13 protein-coding genes are annotated in these 17,967 nt (G+C 73.3%); 4 read left to right on the top strand and 9 right to left on the bottom strand.

Annotated features, from left to right (window positions below; translation table 11 throughout):
* Positions 1-49: 49 nt before the first annotated feature.
* The 3 genes from DNK56_RS22790 to DNK56_RS22780 all read right to left on the bottom strand — a co-directional run bounded on the left by DNK56_RS22790 (position 50) and on the right by DNK56_RS22780 (position 6,785).
* A complete protein-coding gene (locus DNK56_RS22790; protein WP_199563652.1) occupies positions 50-1,732 on the bottom strand; it encodes a serine/threonine-protein kinase in 1,683 nt (560 codons plus the stop codon).
* Positions 1,733-1,838: 106 nt separating this feature from the next.
* On the bottom strand, positions 1,839-4,685 hold the full coding sequence (locus DNK56_RS22785; RefSeq protein ID WP_111337623.1) for a protein kinase: 2,847 nt from the start codon (positions 4,683-4,685) through the stop codon (positions 1,839-1,841).
* A 201-nt stretch (positions 4,686-4,886) separates the two neighbouring features.
* A complete protein-coding gene (locus DNK56_RS22780) occupies positions 4,887-6,785 on the bottom strand; it encodes a serine/threonine-protein kinase (RefSeq protein ID WP_111337621.1) in 1,899 nt (632 codons plus the stop codon).
* Between the two features lie 118 nt (positions 6,786-6,903).
* Here DNK56_RS22780 and DNK56_RS22775 point away from each other — a divergent pair, with 118 nt between their 5' ends.
* Complete coding sequence (locus tag DNK56_RS22775) at positions 6,904-7,965, top strand: serine hydrolase domain-containing protein (RefSeq protein ID WP_111337619.1); 1,062 nt, start codon at positions 6,904-6,906, stop codon at positions 7,963-7,965.
* 48 nt (positions 7,966-8,013) lie between these two features.
* Here DNK56_RS22775 and DNK56_RS22770 read toward each other — a convergent pair whose 3' ends face one another.
* A complete protein-coding gene (locus tag DNK56_RS22770) occupies positions 8,014-9,720 on the bottom strand; it encodes a glycerol-3-phosphate dehydrogenase/oxidase (protein WP_111337618.1) in 1,707 nt (568 codons plus the stop codon).
* Positions 9,721-9,967: 247 nt separating this feature from the next.
* On the opposite strand from DNK56_RS22770, the gene DNK56_RS22765 reads away from it, so the two are divergent.
* Together DNK56_RS22765 and DNK56_RS22760 are read left to right on the top strand one after the other, a co-directional pair.
* Complete coding sequence (locus DNK56_RS22765) at positions 9,968-11,212, top strand: nucleotide sugar dehydrogenase (RefSeq protein ID WP_111337616.1); 1,245 nt, start codon at positions 9,968-9,970, stop codon at positions 11,210-11,212.
* A 122-nt stretch (positions 11,213-11,334) separates the two neighbouring features.
* The gene (locus tag DNK56_RS22760) at positions 11,335-11,865 is read left to right on the top strand and encodes a hypothetical protein (RefSeq protein WP_111337614.1); all 531 of its coding nucleotides are present in this window, start codon (positions 11,335-11,337) and stop codon (positions 11,863-11,865) included.
* A 65-nt stretch (positions 11,866-11,930) separates the two neighbouring features.
* Here the strand turns inward: DNK56_RS22760 and DNK56_RS22755 are convergent, their stop codons facing one another.
* From DNK56_RS22755 to DNK56_RS22740, 4 genes are all read right to left on the bottom strand, one after another.
* The gene (locus DNK56_RS22755) at positions 11,931-13,055 is read right to left on the bottom strand and encodes a GuaB3 family IMP dehydrogenase-related protein (protein WP_111337612.1); all 1,125 of its coding nucleotides are present in this window, start codon (positions 13,053-13,055) and stop codon (positions 11,931-11,933) included.
* A 105-nt stretch (positions 13,056-13,160) separates the two neighbouring features.
* Positions 13,161-14,663, bottom strand: a complete 1,503-nt coding sequence (guaB, locus tag DNK56_RS22750; protein WP_111337610.1) for an IMP dehydrogenase — start codon at positions 14,661-14,663, stop codon at positions 13,161-13,163.
* Positions 14,664-14,783: 120 nt separating this feature from the next.
* Entirely contained in the window at positions 14,784-15,359 is a 576-nt protein-coding gene (locus DNK56_RS22745) for a sigma-70 family RNA polymerase sigma factor (protein ID WP_111339481.1), read from the bottom strand.
* 250 nt (positions 15,360-15,609) lie between these two features.
* Positions 15,610-16,221, bottom strand: a complete 612-nt coding sequence (locus DNK56_RS22740) for a response regulator transcription factor (RefSeq protein WP_003948568.1) — start codon at positions 16,219-16,221, stop codon at positions 15,610-15,612.
* A 390-nt stretch (positions 16,222-16,611) separates the two neighbouring features.
* Between DNK56_RS22740 and DNK56_RS22735 the strand changes: the two genes are divergently transcribed.
* Positions 16,612-16,938: a WhiB family transcriptional regulator gene (locus DNK56_RS22735; protein WP_111337608.1), complete on the top strand. Its 327-nt coding sequence runs from the start codon at positions 16,612-16,614 to the stop codon at positions 16,936-16,938.
* Positions 16,939-17,041: 103 nt separating this feature from the next.
* Here DNK56_RS22735 and DNK56_RS22730 read toward each other — a convergent pair whose 3' ends face one another.
* Entirely contained in the window at positions 17,042-17,932 is an 891-nt protein-coding gene (locus DNK56_RS22730; RefSeq protein ID WP_111337606.1) for a LysR family transcriptional regulator, read from the bottom strand.
* Positions 17,933-17,967: the final 35 nt, after the last annotated feature.

Here is a 17,967-nt window from a genome sequence, read left to right as displayed (position 1 = left end):
CGCAGCGACTCAGCCAGTGATCACTGGCGGCATAAGCCCTGATCAGGGGCTATTGCTCGACCGGGGGGCGCCAGCTGCGCAGGATCGCCCGGAACCGGTCGAGGGTCTCGTCCCAGTCGTCCGCCGGGCCCGTCATATAGAGCGCGTACTCCGGGCCGCCCTCCTTCGCGAAGTACATCTGGTCGATGGCGTGCCGCGCCTCGCCGCTCTTCTCGGTCCAGGTGAACTCCCAGATCGCGCCGGGGACGTCGCGGTAGATGTTGCTGTTCAGCTCCACCCGCCGGTACTCGGGCAGCCGGCTGCTCAGCTGCCGCTCCATGTCCACCATGTGGTCGTAGGAGTTGTCGTAGTCGGGGGACGGATCGATGCTGACCCGGAAGTAGTGCACGCCGCCGTCCGGCGAGTAGTCGATGTTGGTGCCGTTCATCTCGCGCTCCCAGCCCTCCGGCAGGAACACGCTGAACCCGGCGGGGTCCTCGACCCGGCGCCAGCCGTCCGGCACATTCGGCGCCCCCGGGTCCGCGGACGGCGAGCCGGTGGGGGACGGCGTGGGGGTCGGGGTCGGCCCGGGGTCGGCGGGCTTCCCGGTGCGGGTGCCCTGCGGGGCCGGGCCGCCGCTCGTCCCGGCGGTCGAGGTTCCGGCGGCCTCGGTGCGGTTCGCGTACATGACCGCGCCGATGCTCACGGCGCTGCCGAGGAGCGCGGCCAGGGCGACGACCAGGAGCCGGGTGCGCCACCGGGTCCGTCCGCCGCGGGGCGCCGGGGCGGACGCGGGCGGTCCGGCGGGAACGGGCCGGGGCAGCGGGGCCGTGCCGCCGGGTATCCCGTCCGGGGCGGCGCGCAGCATCTCCTCGGACATGTGCTGGGTCGGGACGTATGCCTGGGCGGCCCGCGGGGTGCGGCCCTCCATCGCCTCCAGGAGCATCCGCTCGGTCTCCGCCGCCGTGGGGCGGTCCTCCGGCTCCTTGCGCAGCAGCGCGGTGATGACGGGGGCGAGCGCCCCGGCCCTGGTGGGCGGCGGCGGTTCCTCCGTGACGACGGCCTGCATCGTGGAGATGGGGGACGTCCGGCGGAACGGCGAACGCCCCTCGACCGCCGTGTACAGCGTTGCGCCCAGCGACCACAGGTCGGACGCGGGGCCCGGATCGCCGCCCTTGACCCGCTCCGGCGCCAGATAGTCGATGGAGCCGACGAGTTCGCCGGTCCGGGTGATGGTGGAGTCGCCCTCGATCGCGGCGATCCCGAAGTCGGTGAGCAGCACCCGGCCGTCACGGGCGAGCAGGACGTTGCCGGGCTTCACATCGCGGTGCAGGACCCCCGCCCCGTGCGCGGCGCTGAGCGCGCCCAGCACGTGCAGCCCTATCCGGGCCGCCTCGCGCGCCTCGACCTCGCCGGACTCCTTCGCGCGGTCGGCCAGGGAGGGGCCGTCCACGTACTGCATGACGATCCAGGGGCGGTTGTCGTACTCCACGACGTCGTGCACGGTGACGACGCCGGGGTGGGTGATCCGGGCCGCCGCGCGGGCCTCCTTCTGGGTCCGGGCGTGCAGCACGGTCCGGTCCGACTCGGACACGTAGAGACCGGCGGTCAGCTCCTTGACGGCGACCGTGCGGTGCAGCACCTCGTCGTGGGCCCGCCAGACCTTGCCCATGCCGCCGCGCCCCAGGACCTCGGCCAGCCGGTACCTTCCGGCCAGCAGCAGCCCCGCTTCCGTGCCCTGTGATCGATCCACTTGTCGTCCCCGCCCCCGTTGCCTCGCAGACAGGTTACGGAGGGGACGCGCGGCCACGGAACCTCGCATCGCCCACGAGACCGCACTGTGATGCAGATCCCGTGCGTCAGCCCGTCACGCGGTAGGAGACGCTGGCCTGTTGGTAGATCTCGGTGACCCGGTCGCGCTCGTCCTCCGGGCCGATGACCTGGAGGATGTGGTAGCGCCCGTCGACGAGCATCACGAGGTTGCGCACGTACACCTCGCGGCCGTTGGCGTCCTGCCAGGTGAACTGGCCCTCCGCCATGGCCTGTCGGCCGACGTCCGTACGGCGCAGCCCACTCGCCGACGACCAGCTGGAGTCGCGGAACGGTTTCAGCTCCGGCTCCTTGTCCCGCTGGTAGTCGAGCGGATCGCTGCCGTTGGCCTTCGCGCTGTCCCGGCCGGGCACGATGAGCACGCTGAACCCGTCGCTGCCGTAGCGGATCTGACGCTCCGCGTTGGCCGGGCTGCGCTGCCAGCCGCGGGGCAGGCCGACCTCGAAGCCCTCGGCGTCCTTGCGGAGCGTGTAACCGGGGGCGAGCGCGGCGGCGGACCGGCTGGTCTGCGGCTTCTGCGCCCCCGAGGGCTTGGCCGGTGCCGGGTTCTTCGCGTCGGACGCGCTCGGCGCGGGGTCGGGCGTCGCGGAGGCCGGGGGCGTGGCGGCGGCCGTACCGGCGGGGGCGGCCCCGGACGTGCCGTCCTCGCCGTCCTTCGGCATGAACAGCACGGCGTACGCGATCGTCCCGACGAGCGCCAGCAGGATCAGCACGAGCAGCGTCCGGCCCAGCCGGCGCGGCTCGCCGCCCTGGCGCAGCGCGCGCGGTTCGCGCGGGGCGCGGGGCGCGCGCGACGCCTTGATCCGGGGCTCGTGGTGGGTGACGGCCGTGCGGTCCAGGTCGTCCAGGTCGTCGCGGTGCCGGTTCCGCGCCGCGGCGGCGCGCCGGGCCCGCCGTCTGCGGACCAGCTCGCCGCGCCTGCGGACGACGGGCAGCCGCCCGTTGTCGTCGGCGGGAATCGTGACGACGTCGAGCCCGGCCTCCGGTTCGGGGGCCGAGCGGACGAGGGAGCGCAGCCAGCCGCTCAGTTCCTCGACGTCCGGCCGCTCGGTGGGGTCCTGACGGAGCAGCGACTCGACGACCGGGCGCAGCGGGCCGCACTCCTCGGCGAAGGCGGGCGGCTCGCCGCAGACCATCTGGACCAGCTCGGACGGGCTGTCCTCCGGGTAGGGCGCGTGCCCCTGCACGGCGCGGTAGAGCAGCGCGCCCAGCGCCCAGAGGTCGGTGGCGGGGCCGATGGGCGGGGCGAGCTGCCAGTTGCCGTGGACGGGGCCGGCCTGCTCGGGCGCCCAGCGCTCGGTGACCGCGCCGACGACGGCGATCCGCGCCTGGCGCGCCCGTTCGGCGGCGAGCGCGGTGACGGGGCCCCGGTAGCCGCCCTCGTCGTCCTCGTCGTCGTCCCAGCCGCCGGAGGAGGCGCGGCGGGGGGCCGGTGCCTCGTGGGCGTCCTCGTCGTAGGGGGCGTCACCGTAGCCGTCCCGGCCGCGGGCCGGGGGCTCGGGGCGCGCGTAGGGGGCGACGGCACGGCGGGCGGCGTCGGCGCGCAGCGCGTCGTCGCGGGAGCCGCCCGCCGGTACGGGCCGGCCGGCGGCGGGGCCGTCGTCCCAGGTCCCGGTGAGGTGCAGCCGGCGCGGCGGCGGCCCGCCGTCGTCGTCCTCGTCGCCGTCGTCCTCGTCGTCGTAGCGGGCGTCGTACGGCGGCAGCACGCTGTCGTACGGCGAGGGGCCGTCGTACGGCGAGGGGCCGTCGTACGGGTCCGGCGCGTCGGGGTCGCGGACCCAGCCGCCGGGCAGCTGCGGCAGTTCGGGCCGGGGGCGCGGCGGCGCGGGGGCGCCGTACTCGGCGTCCGGGCCGGGCGGGCGGGCGCCCCGGGGGCCGGGCGCCTCGTCCTCGTGGCCGCCGACCGGCCCGCCGGGCAGGGGCGCGGTGTCGGGCCCGTCGCGGTAGTCCCCGGCCGGGGGCCGCGGCAGCGCGCGGCGGTCCTGCTCAGCGCTCTCGCGGTCCTCCTGGCCGAGGCGGGCGGCGGCCGCCGCACGGGTGCCCGCGCGGTACGCGGCGATCGCGCCGGCCCTCGCGCGCGCGGCCTCGTCGGCACCGGGGGCGGACAGCCCGGCGGGCGGCACCGGCCGGGCCTCGTCCCCGTACGCACCGGACTCGATCGCGCCGGAGCCATACGCACCGGAGCCGTGCGCGTCCGACTCGTACGCGCCGGACTCGATCGCGGCGGGGCCGCGGGAGGCGGGCAGCGGCCCCGTGTCGGGGCCGTCCGGCTCGTCCTCGTCGTCGTCGCGCGGCACCGTGTCGTAGCCGCAGAGCGCCTCCTCCGCCGCGCCGGCGGCCAGGCCGGTCAGGACGACGCGGCCGTCGTCGCAGACGAGCACCGTGCGCACGGTGATGTTGCGGTGGATCCAGCCGTGCGCGTGCAGGACGCGGAGCGCGGTGAGCACGTCGGAGCCGATCTCGGCGGCCCGGTACGGGGTGAGCGGGCGCTCCGTGAGCAGCGCCGCCAGCGGGCGGGCGGCCACCAGCTCGCTCACTATCCAGAGCGAACCGGCCTCCGCGAACACGTCGAAGACCTGGTCGAGGCGCGGATGGTCGGGCACCCGGGCCGCCGACTGCGCGGCCTCGATGGCCCGCCGCACGGCCGGGTCCTGGGCTCCCCGCACCGCACGTCCGCCGCGCGGCGGGGGCACCGGCCCGCCGTCGCCCTCCACGAACTCGGCGTCCACCACCTCGGGCAGCGGCACCTGACGGACCAGCACCTCCTGCCCGCTGTAGGTGTCGAAGGCCCGTGTCTCGACGAGTTCGTACGCGTCGGACGAGGGCAGCGGAAGGCGGTAGCGGTCGGCGAGCACCCGACCCGCGTAGTCGTCCACGACGCCTCCCCAGAGCGCGCTGTCCCCCGGTCACGGAATCCGCGACGAATCTGTCAATCGCAGTCGCCCGCAGTGCGATCGACTGTCTGTTTCGGCTGCGTACGGTCTCCGGTCTCTCACCATACGTGGCGAGCGGCCACCGCGCGGCAGGGTCGGCGCATCCCGGCCACCCGGCCGCCCCGGAACCCCGCCGACGGCCCGTCAGTCCTTCGGCTCGAACGAACCGAACGCGGTCTTGCGGAGCGTCCGGCACTCCTTGCCGTCCCACTCGTCGGCCTTGCAGCTGATCATGATCGCGTAGCCGTGGTCGTCGTCGACCTTGAACCCCCGGTTGAGCACCCGGACGCGCCGGCCCTGCTGGGTGCGCTCGAACTGCCAGTCGGCGACGGTCGGGTAGCCGTTGTACTGCACCTTCTGGATGCCCAGGTGGTGGTAGCGGTTGCTGGTGGCGGCGACCCCGCCCCGCGCCGAGTTCCACGCGGCGGCAGCATCGCCGCTGGGCGAGGAGGTGTAGTCGACCTGGAGGCGGGGAAAGCCGCCGTCCACGTTGTAGATGGCTCCGGCGCCCTGGCCCGACGTGGTGTCGAAGCGGAAGCCCTTGGGCATGGCGATGGAGAAGTGGAAGCGCTTGTTGGTGACCGTGTGATAGCCGGCGGGCACGTCGTCGTCGCCCTTGTCGCCCTTCTTGCCGTCCTCGCCCTGCTCGTCGTCGTCCTTGCCCTTGCCCTTGCCCGGTTCGTCGCCGCCCTGCTCCTTGCCGCTGCCGCCCTGCGGGGTCTCGGCGGAGGTGGCGGTGCCGTCGCCCGACGCCTCGGCGGGGGCGGACGCGCCGGGGTTCTTCGCGCCCTTGTCGCCGGCGGGCTCGTCGCCGCCGCCGAGGGTGAGCGCCAGCACCGTGCCGAGGACGGCGAGCACGATGACGGCCGCGATGATCGCCAGGGTGCGGCGCGGCACCACGTCCGTGAGCGAGGCGCGCTGCGGGGCGACCGGCGAGGAGGCCGGGCGCTGCGGGGGCACGGCCCCGGACGGCGTCACGGCTGCGGGGGCCGCGGCGGGCCGGGACGGGACGGGCGGCGCCGCGACGGGCGCGGCCACGGGTGTCGCCCGGGCGCTCCGCGCGGAGCGCAGCGCGCCGCGCAGCCGGTCGCGGGTGCCGTCGCCGGCCTCGCCGGACGCCGCGCCGCCCTTGGGCAGCGCCATGACTCGGGTGGCGTCGGCGGGGGCCGGAACGGGGCGCTCCGGCTGCTCGAAGGAGCTGATCACGTCGTTGAGCAGGGCGCGCGCGCCCGCGTCGTCGAGCCGCTGCTGGGGGTCGCGGGCGAGCAGCCCGTAGATGACCTCCTCCAGCGGCCCGGCGTTCTTCGGCGGGTCCAGCGGCTCGGTCATCACGGCGGTCAGGGTCGCGATGGCGGAGCCCTTGTCGTACGGCGGGCAGCCCTCGACGCTCGCGTACAGCAGGCCGCCCAGCGACCAGAGGTCGGCGGGCGGGCCGGGCTTGTGGCCGCGCGCCCGCTCCGGCGAGATGTACGAGGGGGCGCCGACGAGCATGCCGGTGGAGGTGACCGAGGGGTCGCCCTCGACCTGGGCGATGCCGAAGTCGGTGAGCACGACCCGGCCGTCCTCGGCGATCAGCACGTTGGACGGCTTCACATCGCGGTGCAGGATGCCCTCGCGGTGCGCGGAGCGCAGCACGTCGAGGAGGGCGAGGCCGATCTCGGCCACCCGCTTGGGCGGCAGGACGCCGTCCTCGCGGATCGCCTCGGCCAGCGACTTGCCCTCGATCAGTTCCATCACGATCCACGGCCGGTCGTCCTCGTCGACCACGTCGTAGACGGTGACCGCGCCGTTGTTGCGGATGCGGGCGATCGCCTTGGCCTCGCGCAGCGTACGCGTGATGAGACGGCGCTTCTCGTCCTCGTCGATGGCCGAGGGGAACCGCAGTTCCTTGACCGCGACCGTGCGGCCCAGCGTCTCGTCGGCGGCACGCCAGACCGTGCCCATACCGCCCCGGCCGAGCACCTCCCCGAGCCGGTAGCGCCCCGCGAGGAGACGTCCACCCTTGTCCCCTTGGGGCTCCCGTGCCTGCTCCGCCTCCGACATGCGTCCCCTCTGCGATCAACCCGCCCTGGCAGAGCGTTCATTGTCCCTCACCCCGAGACCGCTCCCGGTGCCGGGTCCACGCTCCGCCATGATGTCCCCGACGAAGGGACATACCGTCATGCCGATGCCGAGGTCGCTGCTCGCCGCCCTGGTGGTGCTGGCTCTGTGCGGCCTCGGAACGGCGCGCGTGCCCAGCGAATCACACCTCACCCCCGCCATGTCCTACCTCCCCCGGTTCACGGCGCGGGGCGGGGCCCCCGACGCCGCGCTGCTGGCCCACGATCCGGCGCGTTCGCCCCACGACACCTACCGTTCGACGGGGCCCGGCATCCGGTACGCGGACCGGTTCCGGGCAGGCAGTGTCACCAAGTCGTTCGTCGCCGCCGTCGTCCTCCAACTCGCCGGGGAGGGACGGCTGCGGCTGACGGACCCGGTCGAGCGCTTCCTGCCGGGGCTGGTCCGGGGGCACGGCAACGACGGACGCCGCATCACCCTGCGCGCCCTGCTGGACCACACCAGCGGTCTGTACGACTACACCGACGACGTCACCGCCCGCCCCCTCTCCGCCCTGGCCGCCGTCCGCACCGCGACGGCCCACCGGCCGGCGGCCGCGCCGGGCACCTACGCGTACTCCAACACCGACTACGCCCTGCTGGGTCTCGTCGTCGGCCGGGTCACCGGCCACGACTACGCGACGGAGATCCGCCGCCTCATCGACCCCCTCCGTCTCACCGGCACCTCGCTACCCGGCAGCCGCACCACCCTGCCCGCACCGCACGGCCGGGCCTACTCCCGCACGGGGGACGGCCGGCTCACCGACGTCACCGAGCTGGACCCCCGGATCGCCGGTGCCGCGGGCGAGCTGATCTCCACGCTCTTCGACCTCAACCGCTTCTACGCGGCGCTGCTGGGCGGCCGGCTGCTGAAACCGGCTCAACTGGCCGCCCTGCTGGACACCACCGCCACGCACGGGGTGTACGGCCTAGGCGTCTACCCCGAGCGGCTGTCCTGCGGGGTCACCGTCTGGGGCCACAACGGGCGCATCGCGGGCAGTTACGTCCGCACCGCCGCCACCCGCGACGGCCGCCACACCCTGACCTTCCGCGTGGACACGGACACCCTGACCGGGGCGGACGTCCTGGAATCCGGGCTGCTGGAAGCGGAGTTCTGCCCGCGCTGAGCGGCCGGCGGTGCTGCGGGGACAGGGCCCGGCCGGCGCACCGGCCCGTCACAGCGGCGCGATGTCGGGCGCCCCCAGCCGTGCCGCGTCGGCCGTCAGGTCGTCCGGCTGGCGCTGCGACTCGCGTTCGGCCTCCACCCGCTTCTCGTAGTGCGCGACCTCCCGGTCGATCTGGCCGGCGTCCCAGCCCAGCACCGGCGCCATCAGCTCCGCGCAGAGCCGGGCGGAGCGGGTGCCCCGGTCGAAGGTCTCGATGGAGATCCGGGTGCGCCGGGTCAGCACGTCGTCCAGATGGCGCGCCCCCTCGTGGGACGCGGCGTAGACGATCTCGGCCTTGAGGTAGTCGTCGGCGGCGGGCAGCGGCTCGCCCAGGGCCGGGTCGGCGACGATCAGCTCCAGGATCTGTTCCGTCATGGAGCCGTACCGGTTGAGCAGATGCTCCACCCGGGCGACGTGGAGGCCGGTGCGGGCGGCGGTCCTGGCCCGCGCGTTCCACAGGGCGCGGTAGCCCTCGGCGCCCAGCAGCGGCACGTCCTCGGTGACACAGGCGGCGACGCGCTGGTCGAGGCCGTGCACCGCCTCGTCCACGGCGTCCTTGGCCATGACTCGGTACGTCGTGTACTTGCCGCCGGCGACGACGACGAGGCCGGGGACCGGGTGGGCGACGGTGTGCTCCCGGGACAGCTTGCTGGTGGCGTCCGACTCACCGGCCAGCAGGGGCCGCAGGCCCGCGTACACGCCCTCGACGTCGTCCCTGGTCAGGGGCGTCGCCAGCACGGAGTTCACATGCTCCAGGAGGTAGTCGATGTCGGCGCTGGAGGCGGCCGGGTGCGTCTTGTCCAGATCCCAGTCGGTGTCCGTGGTGCCGACGATCCAGTGCCGGCCCCAGGGGATGACGAAGAGCACGGACTTCTCGGTGCGCAGGATCAGGCCGGTGGAGGAGTGGATGCGGTCCTTGGGGACGACCAGGTGGATGCCCTTGGAGGCGCGGACGTGGAACTGGCCGCGCTCGCCGATGAGGGACTGGGTGTCGTCCGTCCAGACACCGGTTGCGTTGACCACCTGTTTGGCCCTGACCTCGTAGGTGCCGCCCGCCTCGGCGTCCTCCACGCGGGCGCCGACGACGCGTTCGCCCTCCCGGAGGAAGCCGGTCACCCGCGCCCGGTTCGCCACCCGCGCGCCGTACGCGGCGGCGGTGCGCACCAGCGTGGCCACGTAGCGGGCGTCGTCCATCTGGGCGTCGTAGTACTGCAGGGCGCCCACCAGGGCGTCGCGCTTCAGGGCCGGGGCGACCCGCAGGGCGCGGCGGCGGGAGAGATGGCGGTGCACCGGCAGGCCCCGGCCGTGCCCGGAGGAGACCGACATCGCGTCGTACAGCGCGACGCCGGAACCGGCGTACAGCCGCTCCCAGCCCTTGTGCTGCAAGGGGTAGAGGAAGGGCACCGGCTTCACCAGGTGGGGCGCGAGCCGTTCGAGCAGCAGTCCGCGCTCCTTGAGCGCCTCCCGTACGAGGGCGAAGTCGAGCATCTCCAGATAGCGCAGCCCGCCGTGGATCAGCTTGCTCGACCTGCTCGATGTGCCCGACGCCCAGTCACGGGCCTCGACCAGGCCGGTGGAGAGCCCTCGGGTGACCGCGTCCAGCGCCGTCCCGGCGCCGACCACGCCCGCCCCCACGACCAGCACGTCCAGTTCGCGCTCGGCCATGGCGGCGAGCGCCTCGGCGCGCTCCGCAGGTCCCAGTGTCGCTGTCCTCACTGCTGCCTCCCGGTGGATCGGGGTGGTCCGGCACGGAATACGGCCCCGATCGTTCGTTCGGCGCCCGTGCCCACAGGTCGATTCTGTCCGCGCCGCGCGACTTCAGCCACCGCCTGTGGACAACACCCGGACGACAACGGCCCGACAATGCGACATACAGGTCATATTTACGCCTAACCTGACATAGCGCTGTCCACAGCGGTTGCGCTTTCTGTCTTTTGGTCTTAAGGGAAGGACGGCCACCCACGTGCCTGCAGACCTCGCCGTCATCGGACTCGGTCACCTCGGCCTGCCCCTCGCCCAGGCCGCCGTCCACGCCGGAATCCAGACCATCGGCTACGACACCGACCCGCGCGCCTTCGCGGAGGTCGCGGCGGGGCGCGCCCCGGTCGAGGGATCGCTGCCGGCGTCCGACGTCCGCCGCATGCTCTCCGGGGGCTTCCGGCCCACCACCGACCAGGCCGAGCTGGGCCGGGTCCGCACCGCCGTGATCTGCGCGCCGACGCCGCCCGGCCCCGACGGCGCCCTCGATCTGAGTGCCGTCGCCGACGCCGCCCGCGCCCTGGCCGTCCGGCTGCGCCCGCACACCACCGTGCTCCTGGAGTCGGCCGTGCCGCCCGGCACCACCGAGAACTTCCTGCTGCCGATCCTGGAGCAGGGCTCGGGGCTGCGCGGCGGGCGCGACTTCCACCTCGCGCACTCCCCCGGCCGGCTCGACCCCGGCAACCGCACCCATGTCTACGCCAACACCCCCAAGGTCATCGGCGGCCTCACCCCCGCCTGCACCGAGTCGGCCGCCGCCTTCTACGGCCGGCTCACCGACAAGGTGGTCCGGGCGCGCGGCACCCGCGAGGCCGAGATGACGAAGGTCCTGGAGACCAACTTCCGGCATGTCAACATCGCCCTGGTCAACGAGATGGCGGTGCTCTGCCACGACCTGGGCGTCGACCTCTGGGACGTCATCCGGTGCGCCGAGACCAAGCCCTTCGGCTTCGAGCCCTTCCGGCCCGGCCCCGGCGTCGGCGGCCATGGCGCCGCGATGGACCCCGGCCGCGTCCCCGGCACCCCGCTGCGGATGGTCTCGCTGGCCCAGGAGATCAACGGCCGCATGCCCCAGTACGTGATCCAGCGCTGCGCCACCCTCCTCAACGAGCACGGCAAGGCCGTCCGGGGCGCCCGGATTCTCCTCCTCGGGGTCACCTACAAGCCCGACCTGGCCGACCAGGAGGCGTCCCCCGCCCGCGAGATCGCCAACCGGCTCCTGGACATGGGCGCCCAGATCCGCTTCCACGACCCGCACGTCCCGGACTGGCGGGTACGCGAGCGGTCGGTGCCGCGCGCCGACTCGCTCTACGAGGCGGCGGCCGGCGCGGACCTCACGGTGCTGCTCCAGCACCACCGTACGTACGACCTCCAGGGCCTCGCCGTGAAGGCGCAACTCCTCCTCGACACCCGTGGCGCGACCCCCGCCGGAGCCGCCCACCGGCTCTGATGACGGGCTGTCAGCCCAGTTCCCCCAAGGATTCCGGTGGGCCGATGTCGGAGCCTGCTGCTAGCCTGCGGCGTCACTCCTCGCACAGCAGTGCGTAGACGTCCCCAGGGGGAGAACCCAGCATGAGCCAGTCCGTACCACCGCCGAACCAGCCCTACGGCGGTCAGCCCCAGGGCGGCAATCCGTTCGCCGGCCAGCAGCCCGGCGCCCCCTTCGGCGCCCCGACCCCGTTCCCCCCGGCCCCGCCGGCCCGCGGCAACAACTTCGGGCTCGGTCTGGTGGCCGCCGTCGGGGCGGGCCTCGTCGGCGCGATCGTCTACGGCCTCATCCTCGGCAACTTCGAGCACCAGATCGGCTACCTCGCCGTCGGTGTCGGCTTCCTCGTCGGCTTCTGCGCGCGCAAGTCCGGCGGCGCCAACCCGGTCATGACCGTGGTCAGCGCCCTGCTGTCGGTCGGCGCCGTCTACCTCGGCCAGCTCCTGGGCATCGCGGTCGTCTTCTCGGACATGGTCGACCAGTCGGTGACCAGCGTCTTCTTCGACCACTTCGACGTGCTCACCAAGGCATGGAACGAGGGGGCCGACGGCAAGACGTACCTCTTCCTGGCGCTCGGCGCGCTGGGCGCGGTCGGCGGTGCGCGCAAGGGCTCGTAACCCCGGAACGCCGAAGGGCCCGGACCGCTTGTCGCGGTCCGGGCCCTTCCGGGTGTACGGGGGGTTCAGCGGCGGTGCTGGGAGTCGGCGACCGTCACCTCGACGCGCTGGAACTCCTTCAGCTCGCTGTAGCCCGTCGTGGCCATCGCGCGGCGCAGGGCGCCGAAGATGTTCATCGCGCCGTCCGGGGTGTGCGCGGGGCCGGTGAGGACCTCCTCCGTGGTGCCGACCGTGCCGAGGTCCACCAGCTTGCCGCGCGGCACGTCCTCGTGGACGGCCTCCATGCCCCAGTGCCGGCCGCGGCCCGGCGCGTCCGTGGCGCGGGCCAGCGGGGAGCCCATCATCACGGCGTCCGCGCCGCAGGCGATCGCCTTCGGCAGGTCGCCGGACCAGCCGACGCCGCCGTCCGCGATGACGTGCACGTACCGGCCGCCGGACTCGTCCATGTAGTCGCGGCGGGCACCGGCCACGTCGGCGACGGCGGTCGCCATCGGGACCTGGATGCCGAACACGTTGCGCGTGGTGTGCGCGGCGCCGCCGCCGAAGCCGACGAGGACACCGGCCGCGCCGGTCCGCATCAGGTGCAGGGCGGCGGTGTACGTGGCGCAGCCGCCGACGATCACCGGCACGTCCAGCTCGTAGATGAACTGCTTGAGGTTCAGCGGCTCGGCCGCGCCCGAGACGTGCTCGGCGGAGACCGTGGTGCCCCGGATGACGAAGATGTCCACGCCGGCGTCCACGACGGCCTTGGAGAACTGGGCGGTGCGCTGCGGGGAGAGCGCGGCGGCGGTGACGACGCCGGAGTCGCGGACCTCCTTGATGCGCTGCCCGATCAGGTCGGCCTGGATGGGCGCGGCGTAGATCTCCTGGAGGCGGCGGGTCGCGGTCGCGGCCGGCATCTCGGCGATCTCGTCGAGCAGCGGCTGCGGGTCCTCGTAGCGCGTCCACAGCCCTTCGAGGTTGAGCACGCCGAGACCGCCCAGCTCGCCGATGCGGATGGCGTGCTGCGGAGACACCACCGAGTCCATCGGGGCTGCCAGGAACGGCAGCTCGAAGCGGTAGGCGTCGATCTGCCAGGCGATCGAGACCTCCTTCGGGTCGCGGGTGCGGCGGCTCGGGACGACGGCGATGTCGTCGAATGCGTATGCCCGGCGGCCGCGCTTGCCGCGCCCGATCTCGATCTCAGTCACGATGATGTGGCCTTTCCCTCTGCGTCTGCGCTGTCCAGTATCCCCGACACGCCAAGGAGGGGCGGCTCCGGGAACCCCGGACCGCCCCTCACCTGTGCTGTCGCGTTACTTCCTGCTGTAGTTCGGTGCTTCCACCGTCATCTGGATGTCGTGCGGGTGGCTCTCCTTGAGACCCGCCGAGGTGATCCGGACGAAGCGGCCCTTGCTCTCCATCTCGCTCACCGTCGCGGCGCCCACGTAGCCCATGGTCTGGCGCAGACCGCCCACCAGCTGGTGCAGCACGTTGGCGAGGGGGCCGCGGTACGGGACCTGGCCCTCGATGCCCTCGGGGACGAGCTTGTCGTCGGAGGCCACCTCGGCCTGGAAGTACCGGTCCTTGGAGTAGGAGCGGCCCTGGCCGCGGGACTGCATCGCGCCCAGCGAGCCCATGCCGCGGTACGACTTGAACTGCTTGCCGTTGATGAAGAGCAGCTCGCCCGGCGACTCCTCGCAGCCCGCCAGGAGCGAGCCCAGCATCACGCTGTCGGCGCCGGCGGCGAGCGCCTTGCCGATGTCGCCGGAGTACTGGAGGCCGCCGTCGCCGATGACCGGGACGCCCGCCGCGCGGGCGGCCAGCGCCGCCTCGTAGATCGCGGTGACCTGCGGGACGCCGATGCCGGCGACCACGCGGGTGGTGCAGATGGAGCCGGGGCCGACGCCGACCTTGACGCCGTCCACGCCGGCGTCGATCAGGGCCTGCGCGCCGTCGCGGGTGGCGACGTTGCCGCCGATCACGTCGACGCCGACGGCCGCCTTGATCTTGGACATCCAGTTCAGGGCGTTGCTGTTGTGGCCGTGCGAGGTGTCCACGATCAGGAAGTCCACGCCGGCCTCGGCCAGCGCCTGGGCGCGGTCGAGCGCCTCCGGGCTGGCGCCCACGGCCGCGCCGACGAGCAGCCGGCCGTCCGCGTCCTTGGCGGCGTTCGGGTACTGCTCGGCCTTCTTGAAGTCCTTGACGGTGATGAGGCCCTTGAGCAGGCCCGCCTCGTCCACCAGGGGGAGCTTCTCGATCTTGTGGCGGCGCAGCAGCTCCATGGCGTCCACGCCGGAGATGCCGACCCGGCCGGTGACCAGCGGCATCGGGGTCATGACCTCGCGCACCTGGCGCGAGCGGTCCGACTCGAAGGCCATGTCGCGGTTGGTGACGATGCCGAGCAGCTTGCCCGCCTGGTCGGTGACCGGGACGCCGCTGATGCGGAACTTGGCGCAGAGGGCGTCGGCGTCGCCGAGCGTGGCGTCCGGGCCGACCGTGATCGGGTCGGTGACCATGCCGGACTCGGAGCGCTTGACGAGGTCGACCTGGTTGACCTGGTCCTCGACCGAGAGGTTGCGGTGGAGCACGCCGACGCCGCCCTGCCGGGCCATGGCGATGGCCATGCGGGCTTCCGTCACCTTGTCCATGGCGGCGGAGAGCAGCGGGATGTTCACCCGTACGTTGCGCGAGATGAGCGTCGAGGTGTCGACCGCGTTGGGCAGCACTTCCGATGCGCCCGGCAGCAGCAGCACGTCGTCGTATGTCAGCCCGAGCGTCGCGAATTTCTCGGGCACTCCGTCGACGTTTGCAGTCATGACACCTTCCCCAAATGGCCTTGATCGGTGCGGATGTCCATGCTAACGGCCTCGGGAGGCGTCTCATTCCACGAGCAAGATCACCCGCGGTTTCTGTAGCTTCCTACGGCAGCGCGCGGCTCACTGCTCCGCGAGGGCGCGCAGCCTGCTCAGGGCCCGGTGCTGGGCGACCCGGACGGCGCCCGGCGACATGCCGAGCATCTGTCCGGTCTCCTCGGCGGTCAGCCCCACGGCGACGCGCAGCACGAGCAGCTCGCGCTGGTTCTCCGGGAGGTTGGCCAGGAGCTTCTTGGCCCAGGCCGCGTCGCTGCTGAGCAGCGCCCGCTCCTCGGGGCCCAGGGAGTCGTCGGGCCGTTCCGGCATCTCGTCGGAGGGCACGGCGGTCGATCCCGGATGGCGCATCGCGGCGCGCTGGAGATCGGCCACCTTGTGCCCGGCGATGGCGAAGACGAATGCCTCGAAGGGCCTGCCGGTGTCCTTGTAGCGCGGCAGCGCCATGAGCACGGCGACGCAGACCTCCTGGGCGAGGTCCTCGACGAAGTGACGGGCATCACCGGGGAGCCGGCTGAGCCGGGACCGGCAGTAGCGCAGGGCGAGTGGGTGGACGTGGGCCAGCAGATCGTGGGTGGCCTGCGCGTCGCCCTCGACGGCTCGGTGCACCAGGGCACCGATCACCGTCGTTCCGTCGTCGCGCATCGAACCATGGTGCCCCGGCCCCTTGTCGTCCGTGGCACCGCCTCCGTAGTTGTGCACCGAAGCGTTATGAGCGGGTGCGCCGGAAGTCATGTCCTGCGCCCTCCCCTTCCGCGCGACCGAATCGTTCCCGAGGAACTCCACGTCTCAAGGATGCGGCATCGGCCGGGAAGCGTCACATACCGCCGGATCGGCGGGGTACGGCTCGCGCCGCACCCCCCGCCCAGGGGCCGCCGGGCCCCTGGGCGTGTCGTCAGCGGACCAGTCCCCAGCGGAAGCCGAGGGCCACCGCGTGCGCCCGGTCCGACGCGCCGAGCTTCTTGAAGAGCCGCCGTGCGTGTGTCTTCACCGTGTCCTCGGAGAGGAAGAGCTCACGGCCGATCTCCGCGTTGGAGCGGCCGTGGCTCATCCCTTCGAGGACCTGGATCTCGCGGGCGGTGAGCGTCGGCGCCGCACCCATCTCGGCCGACCGCAGCCGACGCGGGGCGAGCCGCCACGTCGGGTCGGCCAGCGCCTGGGTGACGGTCGCGCGCAGCTCGGCCCGCGAGGCGTCCTTGTGGAGATAGCCGCGGGCGCCGGCGGCGACCGCGAGCGCGACGCCGTCGAGGTCCTCGGCGACGGTCAGCATGATGATCCGGGCGCCGGGGTCGGCGGAAAGCAGCCGCCTGACCGTCTCCACCCCCCCGAGTCCGGGCATGCGTACGTCCATGAGAATCAGATCCGAACGGTCGGCGCCCCAGCGGCGGAGGACTTCCTCGCCGTTGGCGGCCGTCGTCACACGCTCGACGCCGGGCACGGTCGCGACCGCGCGACGGAGCGCTTCTCGGGCAAGCGGGGAGTCGTCGCAGACGAGGACGGAAGTCATGACCGCCCTCCGCAGCTGATGCGCGTCACCTTGAGCCTCCAGGCTGTTACAAGTCGTCACCTGTGCGGTTGACGCTCTCGGACACCTGCCCGATCGCTCTTTCTGTCAACCGCCTCCGCACGTTCAACGACGGTCACTCGAAAGAGTTACGGGTGGGAAGAGCGAGTTCGGCACTCTACGTGAGGAAGCGTTCACGGAGCAGAGCGCCACGGGTCGTCCAGCCGTCAACCGAAATTTTGGCGTAGCGAGTGCCCCATTTAGCGGGATTTCTTCCCTTTTAGTGGTGTCTGTGGCTAGATTCGCAATCAGTCATATTTACATCTACTAGCACCGTAGATGTACGGTCTTGTACGCGGTCATCGACTCATCACGGTTTCGAGGGGACAAGCAATGGCCGATTTCTCCCGCCTTCCCGGACCCAACGCCGATCTGTGGGACTGGCAGCTGCTCGCGGCCTGCCGCGGGGTCGACAGCTCGCTCTTCTTCCACCCCGAGGGGGAACGCGGCGCCGCCCGCAGCGCCCGCGAGACCTCCGCGAAGGAGGTGTGCATGCGCTGCCCGGTACGCGCCGAGTGCGCGGCCCACGCCCTGGCCGTCCGCGAGCCCTACGGAGTGTGGGGCGGCCTGACCGAGGACGAGCGCGAGGAGCTGATGGGACGCGCCCGCAACCGGCTCATCACGGCGGCGGCCCCCGCCTCCCCGCACGGGCACGACTGACGGCCCACGCCGCCGCACCACAGCACAGAAACGTTTCTTCAAACGCCCGCCCCGCACCGGGCAGCCGACGCGCCGCCAGCGCGCGCCCCCCAGTGCGCGCCCCTCAGCGCGCGGCCGCCAGGGCGAGCCGGTCCAGGGTGGCCGCCACCGCCGGCACCCGCGCCAGGTCGGGCAGGGTCAGCGCCACGATCTCGCGCTCGATGGCCGGCTCCACCGTGACGGTCACGGCGCCCCGCGGCCGTACCGACTCGATCGCCAGCGCCGGCAGCACCGCCACGCCCAGGCCCGCGCCGACCAGGCCGATCACCGCCGGGTAGTCGTCGGTGGCGAAGTCGATGCGCGGCGTGAACCCGGACTCCTCGCACACCTCCACCAGCTGCCCGCGGCACCGGGGGCACCCGGCGATCCAGGACTCGCCGGCGAGTTCGGAGATGCCCACGGCGTCCCGGCCCGCCAGCGCGTGCCCCTCGGGGACGAGCCCGGTCAGCCGGTCCGTGAGCAGCGGGCGCACCACCAGGTCGTCCCACTCGGCGCCCGGATCGCCGTAACGGAAGGCGAGCGCGATGTCGCAGTCGCCGGCGCGCAGCATCTCCACGGACCGGGGCGGTTCGGCCTCCACCAGCGAGACGCGGGTGCCGGGGTGCGCGGCCCTGAGCGCGGCGAGGGCGCCGGGCACCAGCGAGGAACTGCCGCTGGGGAACGAGACCAGGCGGACCCGGCCGGCCCGCAGCCCGGCGATCGCGGCGACCTCCTCCTCGGCGGCGGTGAGCCCGGCCAGGATGCCGGAGGCGTGCCACACGAGCGCCTCGCCCGCCTCGGTCAGCCGCATCTCGCGGCCGGTGCGGATGAGCAGGGTGGTCCCGGCGGAGGACTCCAGGGCCTTCATCTGCTGGCTGACGGCGGGCTGGGTGCAGCCGAGTTCACGGGCGGCGGCGGAGAAGGAGCCGGTGGCTGACACGGCGCGCAGGACGCGGAGGTGGCGGGCTTCGATCACCTTTCAAGCATAAGCGTCACTTGGGGCATTCGCGA

Source organism: Streptomyces sp. AC1-42W, assembly GCF_003248355.1.
In the GTDB taxonomy this organism is placed as follows: domain Bacteria; phylum Actinomycetota; class Actinomycetes; order Streptomycetales; family Streptomycetaceae; genus Streptomyces.
The sequence above is the reverse complement of the archived record's forward strand: the minus strand, read 5'-3'. Positions and strand labels throughout refer to the sequence as shown.